We start from the raw sequence: 26,467 nt of genomic DNA on the forward strand, positions 1-26,467 counted from the left end.
CGAAGGCGCCACCAGCCGGTCCGCCGGAGGGCTCGGTCACCGCGCTTCCCCGCTCCGCGAGGGGGCCTCGTCGGCGTCCTCGGCGGGTGCCTCGTCGGCGTCCTCGTCCTCGTCCAGCCGGTACGGCTGGGGCTCGCCCGCGTACTCGGCCCGGGCGGCGATGCGCTGCACCTCGGCGTCGGCGCTGCGGGCCTGGGCGAGCAGGTCGTCGATGTGCTTGACCTGATCCTGCACGTCGTCCAGGACGAAGGTCAGCGTCGGCGAGTGACGCAGACCGAGCGCCTTGCCGACGGTGCTGCGCAGCATCCCCTTGGCGCTCTCCAGCGCCGCCGCCGTGCCCGCCTGGGCCGCCGCGTCGCCGAGCACCGTGTAGAAGACGGTGGCGTCGCGCAGATCGGCGGTGATCCGCGCGTCGGTGATCGTGATCATGCCGAGCCGGGGGTCCTTGATCTGGCTGCGCACCACCGACGCGACCAGCTCACGCACCCGCTCCGCGTGCCGGCGTACCTTGGCCGGATCCGACATCTCGCCACCTCCACGGCGTCCCGCTCCCGGCCGCCGTCCGGCGACGCGGAGCGCCCCGGAGCCGACGGCCCAACAACTCGAACACTACCCGCGCGGCCACCCGCGTCGCGCGGCGCCGGCTCCGTCCCGGCTTCGGCGGACAGCGCCGCTGGTCAGTCCTCTTCGCCGTACAGCCGGTGACGCACCGAGAGCAGCTCGGTCTCCGGCCGGCCGGCCACCAGTCGCTCGCAGGAGTCCAGCACCTCGCGGACGTGCGACGCCTCGGCGGCCACCACGGCCACGGCTATCTCGGCCCGACCGTGCAGGTCGAGCGCTCCCACTTCGGCGGCCGACACCTCGAAGCGGCGCAACGCCGCGACGATCGGCCGTACGTATGATCTCTTGGCCTTGAGCGACCGGGAGTCGCCCGGCAGCAGCAGGTCGAAGACCGCGGTTCCGGTGAACATCGCCCCGGACGATACCCGTACGGACCCCCACATGATCAAGGGGTTTACGCCCTGCGGCGTAAACCCCCCGATCAGTGGTTCACCGGATCAGGCGCGAACCTTCTCCCGCATCTCGAAGGTCTCGATGATGTCGCCGACCTGGACGTTGTTGTAACCACCCAGGGTCAGACCACACTCGAAGCCCTCGCGCACCTCCGTGGCGTCGTCCTTGAACCGCTTGAGCGAGCTGACGGTGAGGTTGTCCGCCACCACCGAGCCGTCGCGCAGCAGGCGCGCCTTGGCGTTGCGCCGGATGATGCCCGACCGGACGATGCAACCGGAGATGTTGCCGATCTTGGACGAGCGGAAGACGTCGCGGATCTCCGCGGTGCCCAGCTCGACCTCCTCGTACTCCGGCTTGAGCAGGCCCTTGAGCGCCGCCTCGATCTCCTCGATGGCCTGGTAGATCACGGTGTAGTACCGGATCTCCACAGCCTCGCGGTCGGCAATCTCGCGGACCTTGTTGGCGGCCCGCACGTTGAAACCGATGATCGTGACCGGCTCGGACGACGCGCTCGCGAGCATGACGTCGCTCTCGGTGATCGCGCCCACGCCCCGGTGGATGATCCTGAGCTGGACCTCCTCCGGGATGTCGAGGTTGAACAGCGCGTCCTCGAGGGCCTCCACGGAACCGGAGACGTCGCCCTTGAGCACCAGGTTGAGCGAGGTCTTCTCGCCCTCCTTGAGCTGCTCCATGAGCGTCTCGAGGGTGGCCCGGCCGCGGGAGTTGGCGAAGGACGCCGCCCGCCGCCGTGCCTGCCGCTGCTCGGCGATCTGGCGCACCGTGCGGTCGTCCTCGGCCGCCAGGAACGTGTCGCCGGCACCGGGCACCGCGGTCAGACCGAGCACCAGGACCGGACGCGCCGGACCGGCCTCGGCGACCTGGTTGCCGTTCTCGTCGAGCATCGCCCGGACCCGGCCGTGCGCCCCACCGGCGACGATGGAGTCGCCCGCCCGCAGGGTGCCCTTCTGCACCAGCACCGTCGCCACCGCACCGCGACCCTTGTCCAGGTGCGCCTCGATGGCCACACCCTGCGCCGGCCCGTCGATCGGAGCGGTCAGCTCCAGCGACGCGTCGGCGGTCAGCAGGACCGCCTCGAGCAGCTCGTCGATGCCGATGCCCGGCTTGGCCGCCACGTTGACGAACATGGTGTCGCCGCCGTACTCCTCGGCGACCAGGCCGTACTCGGTCAGCTGCTGGCGGACCTTGTCCGGGTTCGCCTCCGGCTTGTCGACCTTGTTGACCGCCACCACGATCGGCACGTCGGCCGCCTTGGCGTGGTTCAGCGCCTCGATCGTCTGCGGCATGACGCCGTCGTCGGCCGCGACGACCAGCACCACGATGTCGGTGACCTGGGCACCACGGGCACGCATGGCGGTGAACGCCTCGTGACCCGGGGTGTCGATGAAGGTCACCGCGCGGTCCTCGCCCTCGTGCGGCACGTGGACCTGGTAGGCACCGATGTGCTGGGTGATGCCACCCGCCTCGCCGGCCACGACGTTCGCCTTGCGGATCGCGTCGAGCAGCTTGGTCTTACCGTGGTCGACGTGACCCATGACGGTCACGACCGGCGCACGGCTGACCAGGCGGTCCTCCGCGACCTCGGCGTCGAGGTCGATGTTGAACTGCGCGAGCAGCTCGCGGTCCTCGTCCTCCGGGCTGACGATCTGCACGTTGAAGCCGAGGTGCTCACCCAGCAGCAGCAGGGTGTCGTCGGAGCACGACTGGGTCGCCGTGACCATCTCGCCCAGGTTGAACATCTCCTGGACCAGCGAACCCGGGTTGGCGTTGATCTTGTCGGCGAAGTCCGACAGCGAGGCGCCACGGGAGAGCCGGACGACCTGACCCTGACCCCGGGGAGCACCCGAGCTCATGGTCGGGGCCGACAGGTTGTCGAACTCCTGTCTGCGCTGCTTCTTGGACTTGCGACCGCGCGTCGGCCGGCCACCCGGACGCCCGAAGGCACCCGCGGCGCCGCCGCCACGGCCACGGCCGCCACCGCCGGGGCGACCGCCGCCACCGGCCGGAGCGCCCGGACGGAAACCGCCGCCCGGAGCACCGCCGCCGCCACCGGGACCGCCACGGTAGCCACCGCCACCGCCGCCGCCACCGGGACCGCCGCGGAAGCCACCGCCACCGCCGCCGCCACCGGGACCGCCGCGGAAGCCACCGCCACCGCCGCCACCGGGACGACCCGCGCCGCCGCCGGGACCGCGACCGGCACCACCGGGGCCGGGGCGACCGGTGGCGGGGCGCTGGCTCGGCATGGAGGCCGGGCTCGGACGGGGCGGCATGGAGGCCGGGCTCGGACGCGGCGGCATGCCGGCCGGGCTGGGCCGGGGACCACCCGCACCGGCGGCCGGGGGCCGCTGCTGCTGCTGGCTGCCCTGGATGCCGAACGGGTTGTTACCGGCGCCGCGCGCCGGCGGACGCCCGCCCGGACGGCCACCCGGGCCCGGCGTCGGCGCGCCGGGACGACCGGCGGCCGGGGAACCCGGGCGGGGCGGCATGGCACCCGGACCCGGTCGGGGACCGGGACGGTTGCCACCGTCGGCCGGGGGCTCCCGGCGGACGTTCTCACGCTGCTGCTGCCGAGCGGCCTGGGCGGCCTTGACCGCCGCCTCCTGCTCGGCCTTCAGCGCGGCGGCACGCGCCTCGGCGGCCGCCACCTCGATGTCGTGGGCACTCGCCGGCTTGGCGACCGGGGCCGCGGGCTGCGGCGGACCGGGCACCGGGCCCTTGGGCTTCGGGCCGGGCGTCGGCGCGGCCGGCCGCCGGGGCGGCATCGGCTTGGCCGAGACCCGGGGCCCACCGGGGGCCGGGGAGGGCGTCGGGGTCGGGGTCGGCGCCGGGGCGGCCGCCGGTGGGGCGGCCGGCGCCGGAGAACCGGCGGAGGCGACGAACGCGCTACGCAGCCGTCGGGCGACGGGCGCCTCGACGGTGCTGGACGCGGACTTCACGAACTCGCCCATCTCCTTGAGCTTGGCGAGAACGGTCTTGCTTTCGACCCCGAGCTCTTTTGCAAGCTCGTGTACGCGGGCCTTACCTGCCACTGCACTCCTCACTCCGAGGTCGTGCGGGCAGCACCCGCAGCGACCTCACTCGTGCACTTGAAGCCTGGTCATTTCAGGGACTTCATCGTGTGCTCATGTCGGTCGTCCTACCTTGCTAGCGACCCTCGTCCGATCGGGCTGACCGGACGTAGTGGTTGGCGCATCGACGTGCTCCGCGAGCTCACCGTGGTCGGGGACCCCGGTGATGCGCAGCGCACGCCCGAAGGCGCGTCGCCGCACCGCTTGCGCGAAGCAGGCCGGATCCGGGTGCATGTTCGCTCCCCGACCCGGCAGCCTGCGGGCCGGATCGGGCCGAAGGCTGTGACCAGCCTCGTCGCCGACCGCGACGATCCGCAGCAATTCGCTGGCCGGCGCACGTCGCCGGCAACCCACACAGGTGCGTTCCGGCAGCGCGCGTCGTACCACTGGAGAAAGTCTACCCCTAGGCGCCCGAGATCGCGCCGCCCGGCTCCGGGACGTGATCAGCCCCGGCCCGGCCGGAGCCGCCAGCCTGCTCGGCGTCGGACCGGATGTCGATCCGCCAACCGGTCAACCGGGCCGCAAGTCGGGCGTTCTGCCCCTCCCGGCCGATGGCGAGGGAGAGCTGGAAGTCCGGGACGGTGACCCGGGCGGTACGGCTGGCCAGGTCGACCACCTCGACCCGCAGGGCCTTGGCCGGCGACAGGGCGTTGCCGACAAACGTCGCCGGGTCGTCCGACCAGTCGATGATGTCGATCTTCTCGCCGTGCAGCTCGCTCATCACCGCGCGGACCCGCTGCCCCATCGGCCCGATGCAGGCGCCCTTGGCGTTGACGCCCTGGGTCATGGAGCGGACCGCGATCTTCGTGCGGTGACCTGCCTCACGTGCGATCGCGCCGATCTCGACCGTGCCGTCGGCGATCTCCGGCACCTCGAGCGCGAAGAGCTTCTTCACCAGCGCCGGGTGCGACCGGGAGAGGGTGATCTGCGGGCCGCGCATCCCCTTCGCCACGTGCACCACCACGCAGCGGATCCGCTCGCCGTGCGCGTAGCGCTCGCCGGGGACCTGCTCGGACTGGGGCAGCACGCCCTCCAGCTTGCCGAGGTCGACGCTGACGATGCCCTTCTCGCTGCGCGCCTCGTGCGCCTGCACCACGCCGGTGACCAGGTCACCGTCGCGGCCGACGTACTCGCCGAAGTGCACCTCGTCGGTGGCCTCCCGCAGCCGCTGGAGGATCACCTGCTTGGCGGTCATGGCGGCGATCCGCCCGAAGTCGTGCGGGGTGTCGTCCCACTCCCGCACCACGGTGCCGTCGTCGTCCAGCTCCTGGGCGTAGACCAGGGCCGCGCCGGACTTGCGGTCGATCTCCACCCGGGCGTGCGACTCCGCCCCCTCGGTGTGCCGGTAGGCAGTCAGCAGCGCGGTCTCGATCGCCGCGAGGATCGTGTCGAACGGGATCTCCCGCTCGCGCTCGAGTGCGCGCAGCGCCGCGAGGTCGATGTTCACCTCTCCTCGTCCTCCACATCATCATCTTCGTCGTCGAAGTCGTCGGTGTCGTCCATGTCGTCGGGTTCGTCCGTCTCCTCGATCTCGTCGAGGCGGTGGAACTCGACCTGCACCCGGCCGGGGCCGAGCTCTGCGTACGTCCAGGTGGCGCGGCCGGCGTCGGTCTCCAGCACCACGCGCTCGTCGTCGGCCTCGACCACCCGGCCGGTGACCTGCCGGTCGCCGGTGGCCTGCTCGGCCTGGGCGCCCGCACCGCGCGCGGTCACCTTCACCAGCCGGCCGACGTTGCGCCGCCAGTGCCGGGGCAGGGTGAGCGGCCGGTCCACGCCGGGGGAGCTGACCTCCAGCTGGTACTCCCCGGCGACGATGTCGCCCCCGGCCTCCTCGGCGGCGTCGAGGGCCGCCGAGACGGCCCGGGACACCTCGGCGACGGCGTCCAGCCTGATCCCGCCGTCGGCGTCCACGATCACCCGCACCACGTGCCGTCGGCCGGCCCGGGAGACGGAGAGCTCCTCCAGGTCGTAGCCGGCGGCGGTGACCACCGGCTCGATCACGTCACGCAGCCGGGCCCGCCGGGCGGCGAGGTCGCCGCGCGGGCCGCCGGCACGCTCCCCGCCCCGTGGGGCGTCGGCGCGTCGGGGCCTCCCCGCCGGACCCGTCGACCTCGTGGCACGGCCACGCTGCGTCATCTCCGCACCCTCCTGCTGATCGACGGCACCCGGTCGGCCGCCATGCCGGCACGCCACCGGAGCTGACGCGCCGGTGGCTGCGCAGAGCGTAACGCGCCTACCGGGCGCCGGGCCGGGCGGCGCACCGACGCCGGTGGCCCACGTACGGCCGGTGATGGTGTTGACTTGTCCGGTGGCGACGGGCAGAACGACACGACGCGGCGAGACAACCGGGCATTCCCGGCGCAACGTGCTGCGCGCCGGGGCGCTCCTGGCGCTCGGCGGGGCCGCGGCGCCGCTGACCGGATGCGGTCTGCTCGACCGCGGCGACGAACCCGCCCCCGAGCCCGACCCGCTCACCCCGCTGCTCGACGAGTCGCTCCGGCTCGCCGCCGGGCACCGGGACGCCGCCGCCGCGCACCCCACCCTCGCCGCCCTGCTCACCCCGATCGCCGAGGCGCACCGAGCGCACGCGGCCGAGCTGGCCCGGCTCGTCGGCGTACCGCTGCCCTCGGGATCCGCCCCCGCCACGACCGCCACGCCGGGCGATCCGGCGGCGGCGCGGGCCGCCCTGCGCGAGAGCGAACGGGCCGGCCGGGAGGCGGCGACCAGTGCCTGCGCGGCGGCCCCGGCGGAGCGGGCCGCGCTGCTCGCCTCGATCGTCGCCGCCCGGGCCACGCACGTGGAGGCGTTGAAGTGACCACACCGACACCGACCGGGCCCGCCGGGGCGCTCGCCGCCGCCCTCACCGCCGAGTACGCCGCGATCTGGGCGTACGGGCCCATCGGGGTACGCCTCACCGGCGCCGCCCGGACCGCCGCGAGGGAGGCGGAGGCCGCCCACCGACGCCGCCGCGACGAGCTGATCGTGCAGTTGAGCACCGGCGGCGCGAGCGTCCCGGCGGACCGGGCCGGCTACACGCTGCCGTTCCCGGTCACCGACCGGGCGAGCGCGCTGCGGCTGGCCGTCGAGGTGGAGGAGCGCACGGCCGCGTTCTGGCGGGCCGCGGTGCCGGCCACCATCGGCGCCGACCGGGACCGGGCCCTGGCCGCTCTGGTCGAGTACGCCCTGCGGGCCACCCGGTGGCGACGGATGGCCGGGATCACCCCGCTGACGGTGCCGTTCCCGGGTCGCCCGGCCTGACCGGCCCGACCCCGTCGACCCCGCTCCGGTTGCGGGTCGCATACCAGGTATGCATACTCCGTTGCCATGTCCATCCGTCACGGGCTGCTCGCCCTGCTCGAACGCGGCCAGATGTACGGCTACCAGCTGCGCGCCGCGTTCGAGGAGTCGACCGGCTCGACCTGGCCGCTGAACATCGGGCAGGTCTACACCACCCTGTCCCGCCTGGAGCGGGACGGGCTGGTCCGGTCGCTGCCCGAGAGCGACGCCGGGCAGCGCCCGTACGAGATCACCGACGCCGGGCGGGCGGACCTGGCCCTGTGGTTCGCCACCCCGATCAGCCGCACCGACCGGCCCCGGGACGAGCTGGCGATCAAGCTGGCCCTCGCGCTGACCACCCCCGGCGTCGACGTCCGGTCGGTGGTGCAGACCCAGCGCAGCGCGACCATGCGGGCGTTGCAGGAGTTGACCCGGTTGAAGTACGCCAGCGACCGTCCCGAGGACCTGCCGTGGCGGCTCGTGCTGGACGCCATGGTCTTCCAGGCCGAGGCCGAGGTGCGCTGGCTGGACCACTGCGAGACCAGCCTCGTGCGCTACCGTCCGGCACAGCCCGGGCGCGTCCCGACGACGCCTGCCGAGGCGGTGGACCGGGCCGACGAGGAGGCGCGACGGTGACCACGGGGAACGGGCCAGCGGCCGGAAGCCCGACCACGCCCGTGCTCGACGTGCGTGACGTGCACCGCACGCACGGCGCCGGCGCGGCGGCCGTGCACGCCCTGCGCGGGGTGAGCCTCACCGTGCGCGCGGGGGAACTCGTCGCCGTGATGGGCCCGTCCGGCTCCGGGAAGTCGACCCTGCTCGCCCTGGCCGGCGGGCTGGACGGCCCGACCGCGGGCGAGGTGTACGTCGAGGGCGAGCCGCTCGGCGCCCTGGACCGGCGGCGGCTGGCCCAGGTGCGGCGACGGCGGATCGGCTACGTCTTCCAGGATCTCAACCTGCTCGGCAGCCTGAGCGCCGTGGAGAACGTCGCCCTCCCCCTCGAACTCGACGGCACGGGCGTACGGCGGGCCCGCCGCCTGGCGCTGGACTCGCTGGCCGAGGTGGGCCTGCCCGAGCTGGGCGACCGGTTCCCCGACCAGCTCTCCGGCGGGCAGCAGCAGCGCGTGGCGATCGCCCGCGCGCTCGTCGGCGAACGGCGGCTGGTGCTCGCCGACGAGCCGACCGGCGCGCTGGACTCGCAGACCGGTGAGGCGGTGCTGCACCTGCTGCGCCGACGGGTCGACGCCGGGGCCGCCGCCGTGCTGGTCACCCACGAGGCGCGGCACGCCGCCTGGGCCGACCGGGTGGTCTTCCTGCGCGATGGGGTGCTGGTCGACACGACGGCCCCGCTGGGCAGCGTGGAGCAGCTGCTGAGCGGCAGCGGTCGGTGAGCGCGGGCCGGGGCGGCCGGCTCGCCCGGGCGGCCGGCTCCTGGTGGGTGGCGCTGCGGATCGCCCGGCGGGAGGCCCGGCGGACCCGGGGGCGTACGGCGCTGGTGCTGGCGATGATCACGCTGCCGGTGCTGGTGCTGACCTTCACCGCGGTGAGCTGGCGGATGTCCGAGCTGACGCCGGTCGAGCGGGCCGACCGCCAGCTCGGCGCGGCCGACGCGGAGCTGAGCTGGGTGGTGCGGGTCCCGATCGTGCAGAGCGCCTGGGCCGAAACCTGGCGCTCCGACCCGGAGGACGTTCCCTCGGCCGGGCCCGTCACCGCCGGCCAGGTGACCGCCCTCCTGCCGCCCGGGAGCCGGGTGGTCCCGCTGCGCCGCTGGGTGGCGTTCGACGCCCGGGTCGGCGGGCGGGTCGACGACGGCCTCACGGGGCGCGCCGTGGACCTCGGCGATCCGCTCGGCCGTGGGCTGGTCCGGTTCCACTCGGGGCGGGCGCCGGCCGGGCCGGACGAGATCGCGGTCAGCCCGGCGGCCCTGCACCGCCTCGACGCCCGCCTCGGCGGCACCGTCACCTCCGGCGACGGCGCCCGCTCCTGGCGGGTGGTCGGCGTGGTCGAGTACCCCGACGACCTGGGCCCAATGGTGACGCTGCACCCGTCGGAGGGGCGGATGGAGACCGAGCCGGGCACGAGTTGGCTGGTCGACCTGCCCGGGACCGCCGACGAGGCGCTGTTCCGCCGGCTCAACGCGCACGGCGTCCTGGTGCACGCCCGCGTCCCCGCCCCGGCGTCGGCCACCGTCACGTTCGCGCCGTACGGCCGCTCCGCCATGGACGTGGAGGGGATGAGCGTCTCGGTGCTCGTCGGCGGGCTGGGGCTGCTGGAGGTGGTGCTGCTCGTCGGACCGGCCTTCGCGGTCGGCGTACGGCGGCGGCGCCGGGACCTCGCGCTGGTCGCCGTGGCGGGCGGGGACGACGCCCACCTGCGCCGGATCGTGCTGGCCGACGGCGTGGTGCTGGGTGCCGTCGGCGCCGCCGTCGGGGTCGCGCTGGGCGTCGCCGCCGCGTTCGCCGGCCGCCCCCTGGTGGAGCAGCACCTCTTCGGCGCGCGCTTCGGCGCGTACCGCTGCTGGCCGGAGGCGCTCGCGGCGATCGCCGCCGTCGCGGTGCTGGCCGGGGTGCTGGCCGCGCTGGCCCCGGCCTGGACGGCCGCCCGGCAGGACGTGGTGGCGGGGCTGGCCGGCCGGCGCACCCCGCCGGCCCACCGGCGGCGCTGGCTGACCGTCGGGGCGGCCCTGGCCGTCGGCGGCGCCGCGGTGGCCGCGTTCGGGGCGGCCCGGACGGCCCCGGCGGTCATCCTGGCCGGCCTCGTCCTCGGCGAGCTGGGCCTGGTCTTCGCCACCCCGACGCTGGTCGGCGTGCTCGCCCGCCTCGGGTGGTCGCTGCCGCTGGCGCCCCGGATCGCGCTGCGCGACGCCAGCCGCAACCGGTCGTCGACCGCGCCCGCGATCTCCGCCGTGATGGCGGCGGTCGCCGGCAGCGTCGCCGTCGGGGTGTACCTGGCCAGCGACGACGCCCGGTCGGCGACGATGTACCTGCCGACCCTGCCGTCCGCCACGGTGCTGGTCACCGGGTCGGACCCCGACCGCCCGCCGCCCGACCTGTCCCGGGTCAGCGAGGCCGCACGCGACCACCTGGGGGCCCGCACGGTGGCGCCGCTGGTGGAGCCCCGGTGCGGGTCGGACACCGGGCTGTGCATCGTCTCGCCGGTGCTGCCCGCCGAGCGTGTCTGCCCGTGGACGCCGGGCGACCGGCTCACCCCGGCGCAGCAGCGTCGGGCCCGCGCGGACGCCCGCTGCGCGGAACCCGAGGACCAGTTCGGCGGGACCTTCCACGTGCTGGTGGACGACGGGACGGCCCTGCCGGTGCTCACCGGCGCCGCCCCCGCCGACGTCGCTGCCGCCACCGCCGTGCTGCGGGCCGGCGGCGCGGTGGTGACCGATCCGCGCTACGTGCGCGACGGGCGGGTCGACGTGCGGGTGACCCGCACCGGGCAGGCCCGGCCCGACCCCCCGGCCGTCACCGCCGTCGCCGGGTATCCGCTGCCCACCGGGCTGGGGGCGGACCGGATGTTGCTCTCCCCGGCGGCCGCCCAGCGGCTCGGCCTGAGCGTCCAGCCGTTCGGCTGGGCGATCGCCGCCGACGGCGTGCCCGGCGAGGACCGGCAGGGCCGGTTCGTCGCCGCCGTACGTCCGCTCCGCGCACATGTCGAGATCGACCCGGGTACCCAGGGCGACGCGGGACGGCCGCTGCTGCTCCTGCTGGCCGCCGCCGCCGGGGTCGTCACGGTGGGCGCCGCCGGCATCGCCACCGGGCTGGCCGCAGCCGAGGGTCGGGCGGACCTGTCGACCCTCGCGGCGGTCGGCGCCGGGCCGGGGCTGCGCCGGCTGCTGTCGCTCTGCCAGTCCGGGGTGATCGCCGTGCTGGGCTCCGTGCTCGGCATCGCCGCCGGCCTCGGCTCCGCGTTGATCATCCTGACCGCCCTCAACCGCCGCTACGCCAGCCTGTGGCCCGTCCCGGAGCCGTACCCGGTGGTGGTCCCGTGGGTCACGCTCGGCGTCCTGGTGGTGGTGCCGCTGGTCGCGATGCTCGGCGCGGGACTGTTCACCCGCTCCCGGCTGCCGGTCGAGCGACGTCTCGACTGACGGGCGGACAGGGGGCAAACTGGGGCCGTGCCCGTACTGGGAGCCCTCACCCGCCGGGTCGGCCACCACCGCTGGTTCGGCGCCGCCGTCCGCCTGCTCGTCCCCGCCGACCGGCTGGTCGGGCGGCTCACCCGGGGCCGGGTGGTCGCGCTCGGGCTCATCCCGTCGCTGGTCGTCACGACCACCGGCCGCCGCTCCGGCAGGCCGCGCAGCAACCCGCTGCTCTACGTGCCCGACGGCGACGCGTACGTGGTGGTCGGCTCCAACTTCGGCCAGGCCCACCAGCCGGGCTGGGCGATGAACCTGCGCGCCGATCCCGCCGCCGAGGTGGCCGTCAAGGGCCGCCGCGTGCCGGTGCGCGCGGAGGTCGCCACCGGCGCCGAACGGGACCGCCTCTGGCGTCTGCTGGTCACCGAGTGGCCCGCCTACCGGGCGTACGCGCGGCGGGCCGGCGGTCGGGAGATCCTCGTCTTCCGGCTGGTGCCCACCGGGCGCGGCGTGCCGGGCGGGCCGGGCGCCCCCGCATAGGCTGGCGCGGTGACCGGCGCCGACGGCGAACCCCACCCCGACGATCCACGGTGGGCGGTGGCCGGACGGGTAGCCGACGCCGTGCGCCAGCGGTTCCCGGCCGACGTGCTGGCGGTCGCGGTGCACGGCCCGCTGGCGCACGGCGACGACGACGGCGGCGGAGACGGCGAGGTCGGGCTGCTGGTGGTGACCTACCGGCCCGGCGGCGGCCCCTCGCCCGCGACCCGGCGCGTCGACGGCGTCCTGGTCGACCTGACCGTGGCGGGCGCCGACGACTACCTGTGCCAGGCCCGAGTGATCTCCTCGCTCTGGCCGCTGACCGCCGACCGGTACGTCAGCACCCGCGCCCTGCACGATCCGACCGGCTGGCTGCGCACGCTACGCGACGAGCATCTCGGCCGGCTGGCCCGGGCCCGGCCGGGCGAGTTCAGCACGGCGGCCCGCCGGGCCTGGTACCGGGGCAGCGCGGCGCACGCCCGGGCCGCCCGGCTGGCCGAGTGGTACGAGACCGACCAGGCACTGCTGATGCTCGGTGAGGCACGACTGGCGGCGGCCACGGTCAACGGCCTGCTCAGCCGCACCTACTTCCGTGACCCGGGCGACGCCGTACGCCGCACCGGCCTGGCAGGCGCGGACATGACGGAGGTGGGTGCCGTCCTGGCCCGCCAGGCGGCCGAGCTGACGGCCCGGGGCCGCCCGGTCGACGGCACGGTCGACGACCTGCTCGCCGGCTGACCGGGCGCCACACTCAGCCGAGGCCGCCCTGGACGCCGATGAGGGCGCCGATCAGGTACGTCGCGCCGGCCGCCGCCGCGCCGAGCAGGAGCTGGCGCAGGCCGCCGGACCACCAGGAGCGGGCGGTGAAGCGGGCGACCACCGCACCGGCCAGGAAGAGCCCGAGCCCGCCGACCGCGAGCGCCAGCCACAGGCTGGTCGCGCCGAACAGGTAGGTCAGCAGCGGCACCAGCGCCCCGACCGAGAAGAACAGGAACGACGAGATGGCCGCCGCCCAGGGGCTCGGCTGGTCGTCCGGGTCGACGCCGAGTTCCTCCCGGACGTGCACCCGCAGGGCCTCGTCCGGGTTGCGGCGGACGGCCTCGGCGACCTGCATGGCGAGATCGGGGGCCAGCCCCCGGGCGACCCACGCCGCAGCCAGTTCGCGTGCCTCGGCCTCGGGGTGCCGCTCCAGCTCGCGGCGTTCCTTGGCGACCTCGGCGGCGACCTGTTCGTTGGCCGAGCGGACGCTCGTGTACTCCCCCAGCCCCATCGAGATGGCGCCGGCGACCAGGCCGGCCACGCCGGTGAGCACGACGCTGCGGGGCGACACCCCGCCACCCGCCACGCCGGCGATCAGGGCGATGTTGGTGACCAGACCGTCCATCGCCCCGAAGACGGCCGGGCGCAGCCAGCCGCCGGAGACGTCCGCGTGGTGCGCCTCACGCAGTGCCGCCGGAGTGTCCGTCACGGCAGGGTGAGGATCTCGTGACCGTCCTCGGTCACCACGATGGTGTGCTCGAACTGGGCCGTCCAGCGGCGGTCCTTCGTCACCACGGTCCAGCCGTCGTCCCACATGTCGTACTGGTGGGTGCCGAGGGTGATCATCGGCTCGATGGTGAAGGTCATCCCCGACTCCATCACGTCCGTGGGACGCGGGCTGTCGTAGTGCGGCACGTAGAGCCCGCTGTGGAAGGCCTCGCCGATGCCGTGGCCGGTGAAGTCGCGTACGACGCCGTAGCCGAAGCGCTTCGCGTACGACTCGATGACCCGGCCGATCACGTTGATCTGGCGGCCGGGGGCGACCGCGCGGATGCCGCGCATCATCGCCTCGTGGGTCCGCTCGACCAGCAGCCGGGCCTCCTCGTCGACCTCGCCCACGCAGAAGGTGGCGTCCGTGTCGCCGTGCACGCCGTCGAGGTACGCGGTGACGTCGACGTTGATGATGTCGCCGTCGGCCAGCACGGTGGAGTCGGGGATGCCGTGGCAGATCACCTCGTTGAGGCTGGTGCAGCACGACTTGGGGAAGCCCTTGTAGCCCAGCGTCGACGGGTAGGCGCCGTGGTCGCAGAGGAACTCGTGCACGACCCGGTCGATCTCGTCGGTGGTCACGCCGGGCTTGCAGTGCTCGCCGGCGAGCTGGGTGGCCTGCGCGGCGAGCCGGCCGGCGAGCCGCATCTTCTCGATCGTCTCCGGTGTCTGCACGTGCGAGCCGCGCCATTCCTGGGGACGCTTCTTGCCCACGTACTCCGGGCGGACGATGTGGGCGGGCACGGGCCGCAGCGGGGAGAGCGTGCCTGGGGTCAGCGGCGCACGGACGGTCATGGCCCGAGTTTATCGCCGCGACGATGGTGACCCCCGCCACCGCCCGCCGGAAACGGTTGTTGCCGTGCAAGGTCCGCTGTGCCATTGTGGCTCCGTGGATCAAGGGGGCGGCACGTCTCCCGTCTTCTCCGCCAGCGCGGAGATCGACGGCGCCCACCTTCGTGTCCTGGTGACCGGCGAGGTCGACATGGCCACCGCCGACGTCATGTACCAGGCCGCGCTGCGGGAGCCGGCCGAGCGGGTGACGCTCGACCTGCGGGCGGTCACCTTCTTCGACTCGGCGGCGATCCACGCGGTGGTCCGGTTGGCCCAGCAGTTCCCCGGCACGCTCGCCGTGCTGCCGTCGCGGCAGGTCCACCGGGTGCTGGAGATCTCCGGCCTGGCCGACCAGGCCTGGCTCCGCCCGGCCTGAGCCCTCGTGCCGGGCGGCGCCGTCGGTCGCGCGCTCAGTCCGACAGCCGCCGGCGCAGCGTCACTTCGGTCCCCCCGGCGGTACGGGTCACCGACAGCTCCCCCAGCGCCTCGATGAGGGACAGCCCCCGCCCCCGGAAGCCCGAGCCGGTCGACTCCCGCCACCGGCCGCTGTCGCGTACCGAGGCCACCACGGTGCGGTCGTGGATGGTCACCTCGACGCTGATCGTCGGCTCGGCCGGCTCGACGGGGTGCTCGATGGCGTTGGCCGCCGCCTCGGAGATGGCGACGGTCAGGTCGAACAGGTCCGTCTCGGTGACCTGGTGCGCGACGAGGAAGTCCTCCAACCGCTTGCGCAGCACGCTGAGCCGGGTGGGATCGGCCGGCAGCCGCAGCGCGAACCGGTTGAGTTCCGCCGCCTCCAGGGCGAGCACCGCGACGTCGTCGCGCAGGGGCCGGCCGGCGACCCGCTCCACCACGGCGTCGATCAGGTCGGTCACGTGCTCGCCGGGGGTGGCCGCGTCCTGCCGCAGCAGGTCCAGCGAGGCGTCGATGCCGAGCTGCCGGTCCTCGATGAGCCCGTCGGTGTAGAGCAGCAGCCGACTTCCGGCGGTCAGCTCCCCCTCGACCGTCCGGTAGGTCGTGTCGGGGATCGCCCCGACCGGCGGCCCGAGCGCCCGGCCGTGCAGGAACGCCACGTCGTCTCCTCGGATCAGCAGGGGGGACGGGTGACCGGCGCTGGCGTACCGCATCCGGCCGGTGCGCGGACTGAACCACAGGCAGAAGACGGTCGCGAAGGACCGACCCTCGGTCGTGCCGACGAGCCGGTTGAGCCGGGTCAGCGACTCACCGGGGTCGAAGCCCTCCAGCAGGTACGCCCGCAGCCCGTTGCGTAGCTGGCCCATCGCCGCGGCGGCCGGTACGCCCTTGCCCACCACGTCGCCGATCGCCAGCACCAGCTCGTCGTCGCCGAGCGCGACGACGTCGTACCAGTCTCCGCCGACCTCCACGTCGGCGCTGCCCGGCAGGTAGCGGCTGGCCACCAGGGCGCCCGGCAGCTGCGGCAGCGACCGGGGCAGCAGGCTGTGCTGGAGCGTGGTGGCGATGCGGTGCTCGGCCTCGTAGAGCTGGGCGTTCTCCAGCCGCACCCCGACCAGCCGGGCGAGCTGGGTGAGCGCGGCCTCGTCGGTGTGGGCCCCGTCGCCGTCCGGGCGCCAGACCCGCAGCTCGCCGAGCCGTTCGCCGGTGGTGCCGGTCAGCGGCAGCACGAAGGACGGCTCGATCGAGGCCAGCCCGCCGCCGTCGGCCTCGAAACGCATCCCGGTGGCCGAGACCACCACCCGGGCGGCCTCGGCGAGGCTCAGGGCGTGCCGCGCGGCGACCTGGAGCACGTCGGCGGTGGAGCGGGCGGTGTTGACCGCCACCGCCGCGTCGGCCAGGGCCCGCAACCCCCGGATGATCTGGCCACGGAGCTGGCCCAGCTCGACGTTGGCCCGCACCCGGGCGGTCAGCTCCTGGCCGGAGAAGGGCTTCGTCAGGTAGTCGTCGGCACCCACCGCCAGCCCGGCGACCTCCTCGGCGGAGCCGGCGCGGGCGGAGAGCAGCACGATCGGCACGTGGCGGGTACGCGGATCCGCGCGCAGCGCGGCGACCAGGCCGAACCCGTCCAGCCGGGGCATCATCACGTCGGTCAGCACCAGGTCGAACGAGCCGTCGGCGGCGTGCCGCAGCGCCTCCACTCCGTCGGTGACCGCGACCACCTCCCAGGACGGCGAGAGCAGCCGGGTGACGTGCTCGCGGAGGTCGGCGTTGTCGTCGGCGACCAGGATCCGGCCGGCGGCGCCGGTCCCCCGCGTCCCCCCGGCCCCGTCGGCGGGGCCCGCGGCGCTTGTCCAGAGCGCCGTCTCCGCGACGTAGAGGTCGGCGTGCGCCAGGTCGAGCTGCGCGGTCGGCTCGGCGTGGGCGATCCGCTCGGCCGGCAGGTGCCCGGCGCCGAACGGAACGGTCACCGTGAACGTGCTGCCCTCGTCGACGCGGCTGCGCACGGCCACCTCGCCGCCGTGCATCTCGACCAGCTCGCGGACCAGCGCCAGGCCGATGCCGGTGCCCTCGTGGCTGCGCGAGCGCATCCCGGGCACCCGGTGGAAGCGCTCGAAGATCTGCGGCAGCTCCTCCGGCACGATGCCGACGCCGGTGTCGGCGACCTCCAGCCGCGCGGCCCCGTCGACCGCGCGGATCCGTACCCGGATCTCGCCGTCGAAGGTGAACTTCACCGCGTTCGAGACGAGGTTGAGGACGACCTTTTCCCACATGTCCCGGTCCACGAAGACCGGCGCCGGCAGCGGTGGGCAGTCCACGACCAGGCGCAGCCCGGTGCGCTCGGTGGCCGACCGGAACGTGCTGGCCAGTCGGGCGGTGTAGTCGGCGAGGTCGGTGGGCTGGTAGCGGGCGGTCAGCCGCCCGGACTCCAGCCGGGAGAAGTCGAGCACCGTGTTGACCAGCTTGAGCAGTCGCAGCGCGTTGCGGTGCATGATGGTGAGCCGGTCGGTGTACGCCTCGGGCAGCGCCGGATCGGCCAGCAGGTCCTCCAGCGGGCCGAGCACCAGGGTCAGCGGGGTACGGAACTCGTGGCTGACGTTGGCGAAGAAGTTCGTCTTGGCCCGGTCGAGGGCGGCCAGCTCGGCGGCGCGGGCGCGTTCCTGCTCGTACGCCCGCTGCCGCCCGACGGCCCGGGAGATCTGCGCGGCGACCAGGTCGAAGAAGTCCCGGTACTCGTCGGTGAGCGGCTGCCGGCGGGCCACGCCGACCGCCAGAGTGCCGACGGCCTCGTTCCCGGCGGTGACCGGCAGCACCAGTGCCTCACCGGTCGCGTCGTCCGGGGCCTCGGCGAGCAGGTCGGTCACCGCGACGGTGGCGGCGGTGCCGGAAGCCACGACCTCGGCGACCCGCGCCGGCGCGGACGTGACGACCGTCCCGGGATCGACGCCGCTGCACCCGGCCAGCACCACGTCGCCGGTCCCGCCGGGCAGGTGCACCACCGCGAACGGCACGTCCGACCGGTGCCGGTCCAGCACCGCCGCGGCCGCCCGGCCCAGCGCGGGGCTGCTGTCGACCTCGGCCAGCTCGGTGCCCAGCTCGGCCAGCAGCCGCAGCCGGCGTTCCCCGACCACCCGGCCAGTGGTCTCGTTGACGATGCAGAAGACGCCGTCGACCGTGCCGTCGGTGCCCAGGATCGGGTCGTAGGAGACGTCGAAGTACGTCTCCTCCACGAAGCCGCGGCGGTCGAGCGGGAAGGGGTGGTCCTGCGCACGGTACGACCGGCCGTCGCGCCGGACGCCCTCCAGCAGGGGTCCGAGCACGCTCCAGGTCTCCACCCAGTGCTCACGGGCCGGCCGGCCCAGCACGTCGGGGTGCTTGTCGCCGATCGTGGGGCGGTAGGCGTCGTTGTAGAAGGCGAGTTCGTCCTCGCCCCAGAAGATGACGATCTGCGCGCTCGAGGCGAGCATCAGGCCGATCGCCGAGCAGAGCGTCGCCGGCCAGCGGTCGGGCGTGCCGAGCGGATGGGCCGACCAGTCGACGCGGCGCATCAGCTCGCCCATCTCGCCACCGCCGGCGAAGGCGGCGGCCAGCATCGGGGGGAACTCGGCGTCCTGCCCTCCCGCGGCCGGGCAACCCTCGTCCACGCCCCCCTGGGCCGAGCTCATAGTTCCTCCCGCTCCGGCCATCACCGCCTCGGCCCGGTGATCCAACCGGCCCTGCCCCGCTTGGTACCCCGACGGACGAGCAACGTAACGCATACCGCCCGTCGTGCGCTGGTTACGTCCGCCGCATCGGGCCGTCGACTCCTCGCAGCGGCGTCGCGCGGCCCGATCCACACGCGACGGCGCTCGCCCGAATCCCCACCAGCGCGGCATTTCAGTCCCGTCGACGGGACCACACCGGGCCTACCCCGCACCCCTCGACACGCGGCTGTGATCTGCGACACCTACCTGCTGGTGGCGTCCCGCGCCCGGCCGGGCAGGGACGTCACCGGGAGGGCCGGACCGGCCCGGTGCTCCCGGGCCGACCGGTGCTCCCCGGCCGCCCGGACCAGGGCGGCGATCGGCCGGGGGTCGGGCTCGTTCTCCGGGTGCCACTGCACACCGAGCAGGAAGGGGCGGTGCGGATCCTCGACCGCCTCGACCACCCCGTCGTCGGACCATCCCGTCGCCGTCAGCCGGCCCGGGTCGGCCACCGCCTGGTGGTGGTACGAGTTGACCCGGACCACGCCGGCCAGCACCGTCGCGGCCAGGCTGCCCGGGGCGAACCGCACGCCGTGCCCGCCGTAGACGCCGGGGGCGGGACGGTGCAGGTCGTGCCCCACGACGTCCGGCAGGTGCTGGTACAGCGACCCGCCGGCGGCGACGGCGAGCAGCTGCATCCCCCGGCAGACGCCGAGCACCGGCAGGTCCGTGTCGAGGGCGGCGGTGAGCAGGGCCAACTCGCCCGCGTCGCGCCCGGGGCGGCTCTCGGTGCGGGGCGCCGGCAGCTGGCCGTACCGGGCCGGGTCGACGTCCGCGCCGCCGGCCAGGAGCAGCCCGTCGAGCACCCGCAGCACGTCGGCGTCGCGGTCGTCCGGCGGCAACACCACCGCCCGGCCGCCGGCCGCGGTGACCGCCCGCACGTACGCCTCGGGCAGCAGCACCGCCGGCACGTCCCGCCACACGCCCCAGCCGACCGGCTCGACGTACGCGGTGATCCCGATCAGTGGCCGGCTCACAGCGGCGTGACGTACGCGCCGGTGATGCCGCCGTCCACGACGAACTGCGCGGCGGTCATGAAGGACGAGTCGTCGCTGGCCAGGAACGCCACCGCAGCGGCGATCTCCTCCGGTTTCCCGAACCGCCCCATCGGCACGTGCACCAGCCGGCGGGCGGCGCGCTCCGGGTCGGCGGCGAAGAGTTCCAGCAGCAGCGGGGTGGCGACCGGGCCGGGACAGAGCGCGTTGACGCGGACGCCCTCCCGGGCGAACTGCACGCCCAGCTCCCTGGTCATCGCCAGCACCCCGCCCTTGCTCGCCGTGTACGCGATCTGCGAGGTGGCCGCCCCCATCAGCGCCACGAACGACGCAGTGTTGATGATCGAGCCCCGGCCCTGCCGGCGCATGTGCGGGATGACGTACTTGCAGCAGAGGTAGACGCTCGTGGTGTTAACCCGCAGCACGCGCTCCCAGGCGTCCAGGCCGGTGGTCAGGATCGAGTCGTCCTCGGGCGGGGAGATGCCGGCGTTGTTGAACGCCACGTCGATGCGCCCGTGCCGCTCGGCCACCCCGTCGAACAGGTCCCGCACGGCCGACTCGTCGGCGACGTCCGTGGCGACGAACTCCCCGCCGACCTCCTCGGCGGCCCGGCCGCCCGCCTCCGGGTCGACGTCCACGCAGACCACCCGGGCCCCCTCGGCGGCGAAGCGCCGCACGGTGGCCAGTCCGATCCCGCTGCCCGCTCCGGTGACCACCGCCACCCGGTCCTCAAGTCGACCCCGCACCTGATCACTCCTCCGTCGCGATGAACACGTTCTTGACGTCCGTGAAGGCGTGCAGCGCGTCCGGACCCAGCTCGCGGCCCAGCCCGGAGCGCTTCATCCCGCCGAACGGCGTCCAGTACCGCACCGAGGAGTGCGAGTTGACGCTGAGGTTGCCCGCCTCCACGGCCCGCGCCACCCGCACCGCCCGGCCCACGTCCCGGGTCCAGACGGAGCCCGACAGGCCGTACTCGGTGTCGTTGGCCAGCCGGATCGCGTCGGCCTCGTCGTCGAACGGCAGCACCGAGACGACCGGGCCGAAGATCTCCTCGCGCCAGTGCCGGTCCGCGGGCGAGTCGGCGAGCAGCACCGTCGGGGCGTACCAGAAGCCGGGGCCGTCGGGGCGGGAGCCGGCGAAGGCCACGTTCGCCCCGTCGACGTACCCGGCCACCCGGTCCCGCTGGGCGGCGGAGATCAGCGGCCCCATCTCGGCGGTCTCCCGGGCCGGGTCCTCCACCCGCAGCGCGCGCACCGCCGGTTCGAGCAGCTCCAGGAACCGGTCGTACGCCGGCCGCTGCACCAGGATCCGCGAGCGGGCGCAGCAGTCCTGCCCGGCGTTGTCGAAGACGGCGTACGGGGCGGTGGCCGCCGCCCGCTCCAGGTCGGCGTCGGCGAAGACGAGGTTGGCGCTCTTGCCGCCCAGCTCCAGCGTCAGCCGCTTCACCTGCGCGGCGCAGCCGGCCATGATCCGGGTGCCCACCTCCGTGGAGCCCGTGAAGCAGACCTTGCGTACGGCGGGATGGGTGACGAAGCGCTCCCCCACCACCGACCCGGCGCCCGGCAGCACGGTGAACACGTCGTCGGGCACCCCCGCCTCGCGTGCCAGCTCGGCCAGGCGCAGCGCGGTCAGCGGGGTCAGCTCGGCGGGCTTGAGCACCACGGTGTTGCCGGCCGCGAGCGCCGGCGCGAAGCCCCACGCGGCGATGGGCATCGGAAAGTTCCAGGGCACGATCACGCCGACCACGCCGAGCGGCTCGTGGAAGGTCACGTCCAGCCCGCCGGGCACCGGGATCTGCCGCCCGGTCAGCCGCTCCGGCGCGCCCGCGTAGTAGTCGAGGACGTCGCGGACGTTGCCCGCCTCCCACCGCGCGTTGCCGATGGTGTGCCCGCTGTTGCGTACCTCCAGCCGCGCCAGTTCCTCCAGGTGCGCGTCGACGACCGCCGCGAAGCGCCGCAACACCCGCGCCCGCTCCCCCGGCGCCACCGCGCGCCACCGTACGAAGGCCGCGTCCGCGCGCGCGATGGCCGCGTCGACCTCCTCGGCCGACGTGGCAGCCACGCGCCCCACGGCCTCCCCGGTGGCCGGATCCACCACCTCGCTCACGTACCCACCCCTTCGCGGCGTCGATCATGCAGTTGTGGTGCCTCCACCGCAGGGGCGGGGTCAGAGGCGTTCGAAGCCACGGTGGAGTTCCCAGTCCGTCACGGCGGCGTCGAAGGCCGTCAGTTCGACCCGCGCCTGGTTGGCGTAGTGGGCCGCCACCTCGTCCCCGAACGCCTCGGCGGCCAGCGTCGAGCCCTCCCAGAGGGCCAGGGCGTCGCGCAGCGTGCCGGGGACCCGCTCGGCGGTCGGGTCGTCGTACGCGTTGCCGGTGCACTCCTCTCCCAGCTCCAGCTCCCGCTCGATGCCGTGCACCGCGCCCGCGACCAGCGCGGCGATGGCGAGGTACGGGTTCACGTCCGCGCCCGGCACCCGGTTCTCCACCCGCATGCCCTGCCCGTGCCCGACCAGCCGCAGCGCGCAGGTGCGGTTGTCCGTGCCCCAGCGCAGCGCGGTGGGCGCGAAGGACCCGGGCTGGTAGCGCTTGTACGAGTTGATGTTCGGCGCGAACAGGAGGCTGAACTCGCGCATGGTCGCCAGCAGCCCGGCCAGCACCCGCTGCCCGGTCGTCGACAGGTGTGCCGGACCGTCGCCGAGCATCGCCGAGCGGCCGTCGGCGTCACGCAGCGAGAAGTGGATGTGGCAGGAGTTGCCCTCGCGCTCGTTCGGCTTGGCCATGAAGGTGATCGACATGCCCTCCTGGGCGGCGATCTCCTTCGCCCCGTTCTTGTAGATCACGTGGTGGTCGGCGCAGGCCACCGCCTCGTCGTAGCGGAAGGCGATCTCGTGCTGGCCGAGGTTACACTCCCCCTTGGCGCTCTCCGGGGTGAGCCCCGCCCCGGCCATCTCCCGCCGGATGCGGCGCAGCAGCGGCTCGACCCGGGCGGTGCCGAGCAGGGAGTAGTCCACGTTGTACTGGTTGGCCGGGGTCAGGTCGCGGTAGCCGCACCGCCAGGCCTCCTCGTACGAGTCGCGGAACAGCACGAACTCCAGCTCGGTGCCGGCGTACGCGGTCAGCCCGTGCGCGGCCAGCCGGTCGAGCTGCCGGCGCAGGATCTGCCGGGGTGAGGCGACGACCGGGGAGCCGTCCAGCCAGGCCAGGTCGGCCAGAAGCAGCGCGCTGCCCGGCTGCCAGGGCACCCGGCGCAGCGTGTCGAGGTCCGGCACCATGGCGAAGTCGCCGTAGCCGCGTTCCCAGCTCGACATCGCGTACCCGTCCACGGTGTTCATGTCGACGTCGACAGCCAGCAGGTAGTTGCAGCCCTCACTGCCATGCGCGGCCACCTCGTCGAGGAAGTAGGGCGCGTGGAACCGCTTGCCCTGCAACCGGCCCTGCATGTCGACCAGGGCCAGCACCACGGTGTCGATCTCACCCTCTGCGACGGCGACCCGCAGCTGTTCCAACGTGAGCGGAGCTCTTCTCATCGGCGGGCCTCCATCACCAAGGTCTACTGGCTAACCGGATGCCCGTCAATGCCCCGCCCGGCGTCCCGGCAACCGCCCCCAGGCCGCCGGGTGTGGCCGCCGGACGCCTGTGCCGACGCGGTGCCCGCCGTGCGCCGTCGTCTTGCCCGGCGGCCGCCGCTGCTCCCGGGCGGCGGCCCTGTCGAGCTGCCCCGTTTATGAGACCGACGCCCGTCTGCGACCGAGCCAGGCAAGCCGTGCCGCGCGGCGAGGCGCCTCGCGGGGATGGCAGGTCGGCGATCGGAGCGGGGTGCGAAGCCGCGGTCGGCCCGCTCGGCGCTACCGGCCGGCCCGGCGACCGGCCCGGCGACCGGCCCACCGACCGGCTCGGCAGCGGCCCACCGGCCGGCCCACCGACCGGCCTGGCGACCGGGCAAAATGCGTTGCCGTGGCGGCGCGTGCGCCGCATGCTTGAGCCCGTGACCAGGCCCGATCGCGACGGGCCACCGCCGGGCGCTCGGACCGCCCGGCACGCGGCGGCGCGGGGCACGTCACCTCTCTCTCACCCGTACGGCGCTGCGCCGTACCCGACGCCCGCCCCGCGCCGTCGCCCGCACCGCCCACCGCCCCGCACCGCGCTGCCCCGCACCGCACCGCCCGCACCCGCCTGCCCCGCACCGCGCTGCACCGCCCCACACCGCTGCACCGCCCCACACCGCGCTGCACCGCCCCACACCGCTGCACCGGCTCGCACCGCGCCGCACCCGCACCGCGCAGGCTCAGGTGAGTAGCAGGCCCGCCACCCAGAGCCCGGCGACGAGCAGGCCGGCGAGGAACTCGACCAGCATGGACAGGCCGGCCGCCGTCACCGCCTGCTTCGTGGCGGGCCAGGCCAGCCGGGAGTCGCCCAGGCGCAGCCGCTCCGCCGCCCACACCCCGCCGACGAAGCCGAGCACCAGCCCGACCACCGGGATCACGAAGAAGCCGACCAGCCCCAGCAGCCCCCCGGCGAGCAGCGAGGAGGTGGGCACGCCGGTACGTTTCAGGTTCCGCCCCGGCCAGGCGTACTTGACGACGGTGCCACCGGCCACGACAACGGTCGCGGCGGCGAGCACCGCCCACCGGCCGGGCCCGGCGCCGCCGAAGACCGCCCAGATCAGCACCCCGCCCCAGCACAGCGGCAGCGCAGGCAGGCCGGGCACCACCACGCCGGCGAGCCCGGCGAGGATCGCGATCCCGGCGAGTACGGCGACCGCCGCCTCGCTGTCCGTAAGGCTCATGCCGTCGCTCCCCGGTCCTCGGCGCGCAGCCGCTCGGTGATCTCGCTCGCCGGGGCGGGTGGGCCGAAGAACCGTCCCTGCCCGGTGTCGCAGCGCAGCGCGCGCAGCCGCTCCGCCTGCACCCCGGTCTCCACCGCCTCGGCGGTCACCCACAGCTCCAGCGCGTGCGCCAGCCGGACCAGCGCGTCCACGATCCGCTCGTCGCGGTGGTCGGCCGTCGCGTCGGCGTCCTCGCCCCGGATGCCCTCGACGAACGGCCCCGCCAGCTTCAGGCAGTGGATCGGCAACCGGCGCAGGTACGCCAGGTTGGAGTAGCCGGTGCCGAAGTCGTCGATGGCCATCCGTACGCCCAGGGTGGCCAGCCGGTGCAGCGACCGCAGCGGCTCCCCGGCGGTGCCCATCACCGCGCTCTCGGTCAGCTCCAGTTGCAGCAGGTCCGCCGGCAGACCGGTGGACGTCAGCGCGTCGGCGACGGTGTCGACGATCCCCGGGTCGTCGGCCTGCCGGGCGGCCAGGTTGACGCTGACGACCAGCTGGGCCCGGGGGAACTCGCGCCGCCACGCCTCGGCGTCCCGGCAGGCCTGCCGCAGCACCCACTCGCCGAGCCGGACGATGAGGCCGGTCTCCTCGGCCAGCCCGATGAAGCGGTCCGGCCCGATCAGCCCCAGCTCAGGGTGCTGCCAGCGCACCAGCGCCTCCACGGCCAGCATCGAGCCCTCCAGCAGGGACACGATCGGCTGGTAGTGCACCACGAACTCGCCCCGGTCCAGCGCCGCCGGCAGCCCGGCGGCGAGGGCGGAGCGGGCGATGTCGCGGGCGCCGCGCTCCGGGTCGTAGACCGCCCACCGGCCGCGCCCCTCCGCCTTGGCCCAGTAGAGCGTGGTGTCGGCGGCCTTCATCAGCTCCGAGGCGCTCGTCCCGCCGACCGGGCACTCGACGATGCCGATGCTCGCCGACACCGCGAGCTGGTGCTCGCCGATGCGGACCGGGGCGGACACCGCCGCCAGGGCCACCTCGGCGACCCGCACCGCGTCGTCGATCCCGGCGCCGTCGTCGACCAGGATGACGAACTCGTCCCCGCCCATCCGGGCGACGAGGTGGCCCCGGCCGGCGACGCAGTCGGCCAGCCGCCGGGCGATCACCACGAGCAGCCGGTCGCCCAGGTCGTGGCCGAGGCTGTCGTTGACCGCCTTGAAGCCGTCCAGGTCGAGGAAGCAGACCCCGACACGCCGGCTCGCGTCGGCGACGGCGAAGACCCGGCCCAGGGTCTCGAAGAACAGGGTCCGGTTGGGCAGCCCGGTGAGCGGGTCGTGCAGCGCCTGGAAGCGCAGCCGCTGCTGGAGCTCGTACCGCTCGGTGATGTCCTCGATCATCGCGACGGTGAACCGGGGCCGGCCGTCGTCGTGGCGGATCAACGAGACGGACAGGTCCGTCCAGACCACGCTGCCGTCCTTGCGGTAGTAGCGCTTCTCCACCCGGGCCCTGTCCTGCTTGCCCTCGATCAACTCCTGGTAGAGCTCCCACATCCCGGCCGCGTCGTCGGGGTGGAACAGCGCCGCCACGTCGGTCTGCCTCAGCTCCTCGATGGAGTAGCCGAGCATGTCCGCGAACGCCTGGTTGACGTCGATGATCAGACCGTCGACACCGGCGATGCCGATCCCCGTGGCCGCACCCACGAAGACCGCCCGGAACCGGGCCTCGCTGTCACGCAGGGCCTGCTCCACGTCGTCGCGGGCCTGCCAGGCGGAGCGGGCGATCCGCTCCTGCTGGGCGAAGGTACGGTCGCGCAGGGCCCGGGCGAAGCCGGCGGCGAGCCCGCCCTGCAACGCCGCGACCCGTTCCGCCGTCTCGTCCCGGTGGGCCCGACCCGACAGCACCCGGGCGGCGAACCGGTCGCCGAGGGCCCGCACCGACCAGTCGAGCACCCGGGGCTCGGTCAGGTGCTCCTCGACCAGCGCGCGCCCCACCTCCTCGGCCGGCAGGGCCGAGAACGGCTCGGCCAGCAGGGCCTGGGCGAGCCGGACGGTGTGCAGGTGCAGCAGCCGTTCGGTCTCGGCCGCGCTGAGCGGCACGAAACCGAGCCGGCGCACCGCCCGGGCCCACTCGGCCGCGTACCGCTGGGCGCCCGACCGGCTGAGGTCGTCGCCGCCGGGCTCCGGGACGGCGGCCATCG

Annotated in this window: 23 protein-coding genes; 8 read left to right on the top strand and 15 right to left on the bottom strand. The window is 74.7% G+C overall.

What is annotated here, in order from left to right; genetic code table 11:
- Positions 1-36: 36 nt before the first annotated feature.
- From rbfA to rimP, 6 genes are all read right to left on the bottom strand, one after another.
- A complete protein-coding gene (rbfA, locus tag GA0070610_RS20200) occupies positions 37-525 on the bottom strand; it encodes a 30S ribosome-binding factor RbfA (RefSeq protein ID WP_089001488.1) in 489 nt (162 codons plus the stop codon).
- Between the two features lie 152 nt (positions 526-677).
- On the bottom strand, positions 678-971 hold the full coding sequence (locus tag GA0070610_RS20205) for a DUF503 domain-containing protein (RefSeq protein ID WP_089001489.1): 294 nt from the start codon (positions 969-971) through the stop codon (positions 678-680).
- 87 nt (positions 972-1,058) lie between these two features.
- Positions 1,059-4,064 carry a translation initiation factor IF-2 gene (infB, locus tag GA0070610_RS20210; RefSeq protein ID WP_089001490.1) on the bottom strand — a complete coding sequence of 1,002 codons (3,006 nt, stop codon included), beginning with the start codon at positions 4,062-4,064 and terminating at the stop codon, positions 1,059-1,061.
- A gap of 93 nt (positions 4,065-4,157) precedes the next feature.
- Positions 4,158-4,490, bottom strand: a complete 333-nt coding sequence (locus GA0070610_RS20215) for a YlxR family protein (protein ID WP_089001491.1) — start codon at positions 4,488-4,490, stop codon at positions 4,158-4,160.
- A gap of 16 nt (positions 4,491-4,506) precedes the next feature.
- On the bottom strand, positions 4,507-5,550 hold the full coding sequence (nusA, locus tag GA0070610_RS20220; protein ID WP_089001492.1) for a transcription termination factor NusA: 1,044 nt from the start codon (positions 5,548-5,550) through the stop codon (positions 4,507-4,509).
- On the bottom strand, positions 5,547-6,239 hold the full coding sequence (gene rimP / locus GA0070610_RS20225; RefSeq protein WP_089001493.1) for a ribosome maturation factor RimP: 693 nt from the start codon (positions 6,237-6,239) through the stop codon (positions 5,547-5,549). Before rimP ends, nusA begins: the two co-directional genes overlap by 4 nt.
- A gap of 229 nt (positions 6,240-6,468) precedes the next feature.
- Between rimP and GA0070610_RS20230 the strand changes: the two genes are divergently transcribed.
- The 7 genes from GA0070610_RS20230 (at position 6,469) to GA0070610_RS20260 (ending at position 12,735) form a co-directional block, all read left to right on the top strand.
- The gene (locus GA0070610_RS20230; RefSeq protein WP_089001494.1) at positions 6,469-6,918 is read left to right on the top strand and encodes a hypothetical protein; all 450 of its coding nucleotides are present in this window, start codon (positions 6,469-6,471) and stop codon (positions 6,916-6,918) included.
- Entirely contained in the window at positions 6,915-7,361 is a 447-nt protein-coding gene (locus GA0070610_RS20235; RefSeq protein ID WP_089001495.1) for a ferritin-like domain-containing protein, read from the top strand. Before GA0070610_RS20230 ends, GA0070610_RS20235 begins: the two co-directional genes overlap by 4 nt.
- 66 nt (positions 7,362-7,427) lie before the next feature.
- Positions 7,428-8,015, top strand: a complete 588-nt coding sequence (locus GA0070610_RS20240; RefSeq protein ID WP_089001496.1) for a PadR family transcriptional regulator — start codon at positions 7,428-7,430, stop codon at positions 8,013-8,015.
- Positions 8,012-8,770: an ABC transporter ATP-binding protein gene (locus GA0070610_RS20245; RefSeq protein ID WP_172896561.1), complete on the top strand. Its 759-nt coding sequence runs from the start codon at positions 8,012-8,014 to the stop codon at positions 8,768-8,770. The genes GA0070610_RS20240 and GA0070610_RS20245 overlap by 4 nt, the downstream gene beginning before the upstream one ends.
- Complete coding sequence (locus GA0070610_RS20250; RefSeq protein ID WP_089001498.1) at positions 8,767-11,472, top strand: FtsX-like permease family protein; 2,706 nt, start codon at positions 8,767-8,769, stop codon at positions 11,470-11,472. Before GA0070610_RS20245 ends, GA0070610_RS20250 begins: the two co-directional genes overlap by 4 nt.
- A gap of 27 nt (positions 11,473-11,499) precedes the next feature.
- Positions 11,500-12,000: a nitroreductase/quinone reductase family protein gene (locus GA0070610_RS20255; RefSeq protein ID WP_089001499.1), complete on the top strand. Its 501-nt coding sequence runs from the start codon at positions 11,500-11,502 to the stop codon at positions 11,998-12,000.
- Between the two features lie 9 nt (positions 12,001-12,009).
- Positions 12,010-12,735: a hypothetical protein gene (locus GA0070610_RS20260; protein WP_089001500.1), complete on the top strand. Its 726-nt coding sequence runs from the start codon at positions 12,010-12,012 to the stop codon at positions 12,733-12,735.
- Between the two features lie 13 nt (positions 12,736-12,748).
- On the opposite strand, the gene GA0070610_RS20265 is transcribed toward GA0070610_RS20260, so the two are convergent.
- Positions 12,749-13,465: a VIT1/CCC1 transporter family protein gene (locus GA0070610_RS20265; protein WP_089001501.1), complete on the bottom strand. Its 717-nt coding sequence runs from the start codon at positions 13,463-13,465 to the stop codon at positions 12,749-12,751.
- On the bottom strand, positions 13,462-14,319 hold the full coding sequence (map, locus tag GA0070610_RS20270; protein ID WP_089001502.1) for a type I methionyl aminopeptidase: 858 nt from the start codon (positions 14,317-14,319) through the stop codon (positions 13,462-13,464). The genes GA0070610_RS20265 and map overlap by 4 nt, the downstream gene beginning before the upstream one ends.
- 94 nt (positions 14,320-14,413) lie before the next feature.
- On the opposite strand from map, the gene GA0070610_RS20275 reads away from it, so the two are divergent.
- A complete protein-coding gene (locus GA0070610_RS20275) occupies positions 14,414-14,731 on the top strand; it encodes an STAS domain-containing protein (RefSeq protein WP_231925750.1) in 318 nt (105 codons plus the stop codon).
- A gap of 34 nt (positions 14,732-14,765) precedes the next feature.
- Here GA0070610_RS20275 and GA0070610_RS20280 read toward each other — a convergent pair whose 3' ends face one another.
- The 7 genes from GA0070610_RS20280 to GA0070610_RS20310 all read right to left on the bottom strand — a co-directional run bounded on the left by GA0070610_RS20280 (position 14,766) and on the right by GA0070610_RS20310 (position 26,465).
- A complete protein-coding gene (locus GA0070610_RS20280) occupies positions 14,766-18,434 on the bottom strand; it encodes a SpoIIE family protein phosphatase (protein WP_089001504.1) in 3,669 nt (1,222 codons plus the stop codon).
- A 281-nt stretch (positions 18,435-18,715) separates the two neighbouring features.
- Positions 18,716-19,489, bottom strand: a complete 774-nt coding sequence (locus GA0070610_RS20285) for a gamma-glutamyl-gamma-aminobutyrate hydrolase family protein (RefSeq protein WP_089001505.1) — start codon at positions 19,487-19,489, stop codon at positions 18,716-18,718.
- Entirely contained in the window at positions 19,486-20,253 is a 768-nt protein-coding gene (locus GA0070610_RS20290; RefSeq protein WP_089001506.1) for a 3-oxoacyl-ACP reductase, read from the bottom strand. The genes GA0070610_RS20285 and GA0070610_RS20290 overlap by 4 nt, the downstream gene beginning before the upstream one ends.
- Before the next feature lie 4 nt (positions 20,254-20,257).
- The gene (locus GA0070610_RS20295; RefSeq protein WP_089001507.1) at positions 20,258-21,613 is read right to left on the bottom strand and encodes an aldehyde dehydrogenase family protein; all 1,356 of its coding nucleotides are present in this window, start codon (positions 21,611-21,613) and stop codon (positions 20,258-20,260) included.
- Between the two features lie 60 nt (positions 21,614-21,673).
- Positions 21,674-23,035 carry a glutamine synthetase family protein gene (locus GA0070610_RS20300; RefSeq protein WP_089001508.1) on the bottom strand — a complete coding sequence of 454 codons (1,362 nt, stop codon included), beginning with the start codon at positions 23,033-23,035 and terminating at the stop codon, positions 21,674-21,676.
- Positions 23,036-23,793: 758 nt separating this feature from the next.
- Positions 23,794-24,294, bottom strand: a complete 501-nt coding sequence (locus GA0070610_RS20305) for a DUF456 domain-containing protein (protein ID WP_089001509.1) — start codon at positions 24,292-24,294, stop codon at positions 23,794-23,796.
- Entirely contained in the window at positions 24,291-26,465 is a 2,175-nt protein-coding gene (locus GA0070610_RS20310) for a putative bifunctional diguanylate cyclase/phosphodiesterase (protein WP_089001510.1), read from the bottom strand. The genes GA0070610_RS20305 and GA0070610_RS20310 overlap by 4 nt, the downstream gene beginning before the upstream one ends.
- Positions 26,466-26,467 lie beyond the last annotated feature (2 nt).

Source organism: Micromonospora echinofusca (genome assembly GCF_900091445.1).
Taxonomy (GTDB): Bacteria; Actinomycetota; Actinomycetes; order Mycobacteriales; family Micromonosporaceae; genus Micromonospora; species Micromonospora echinofusca.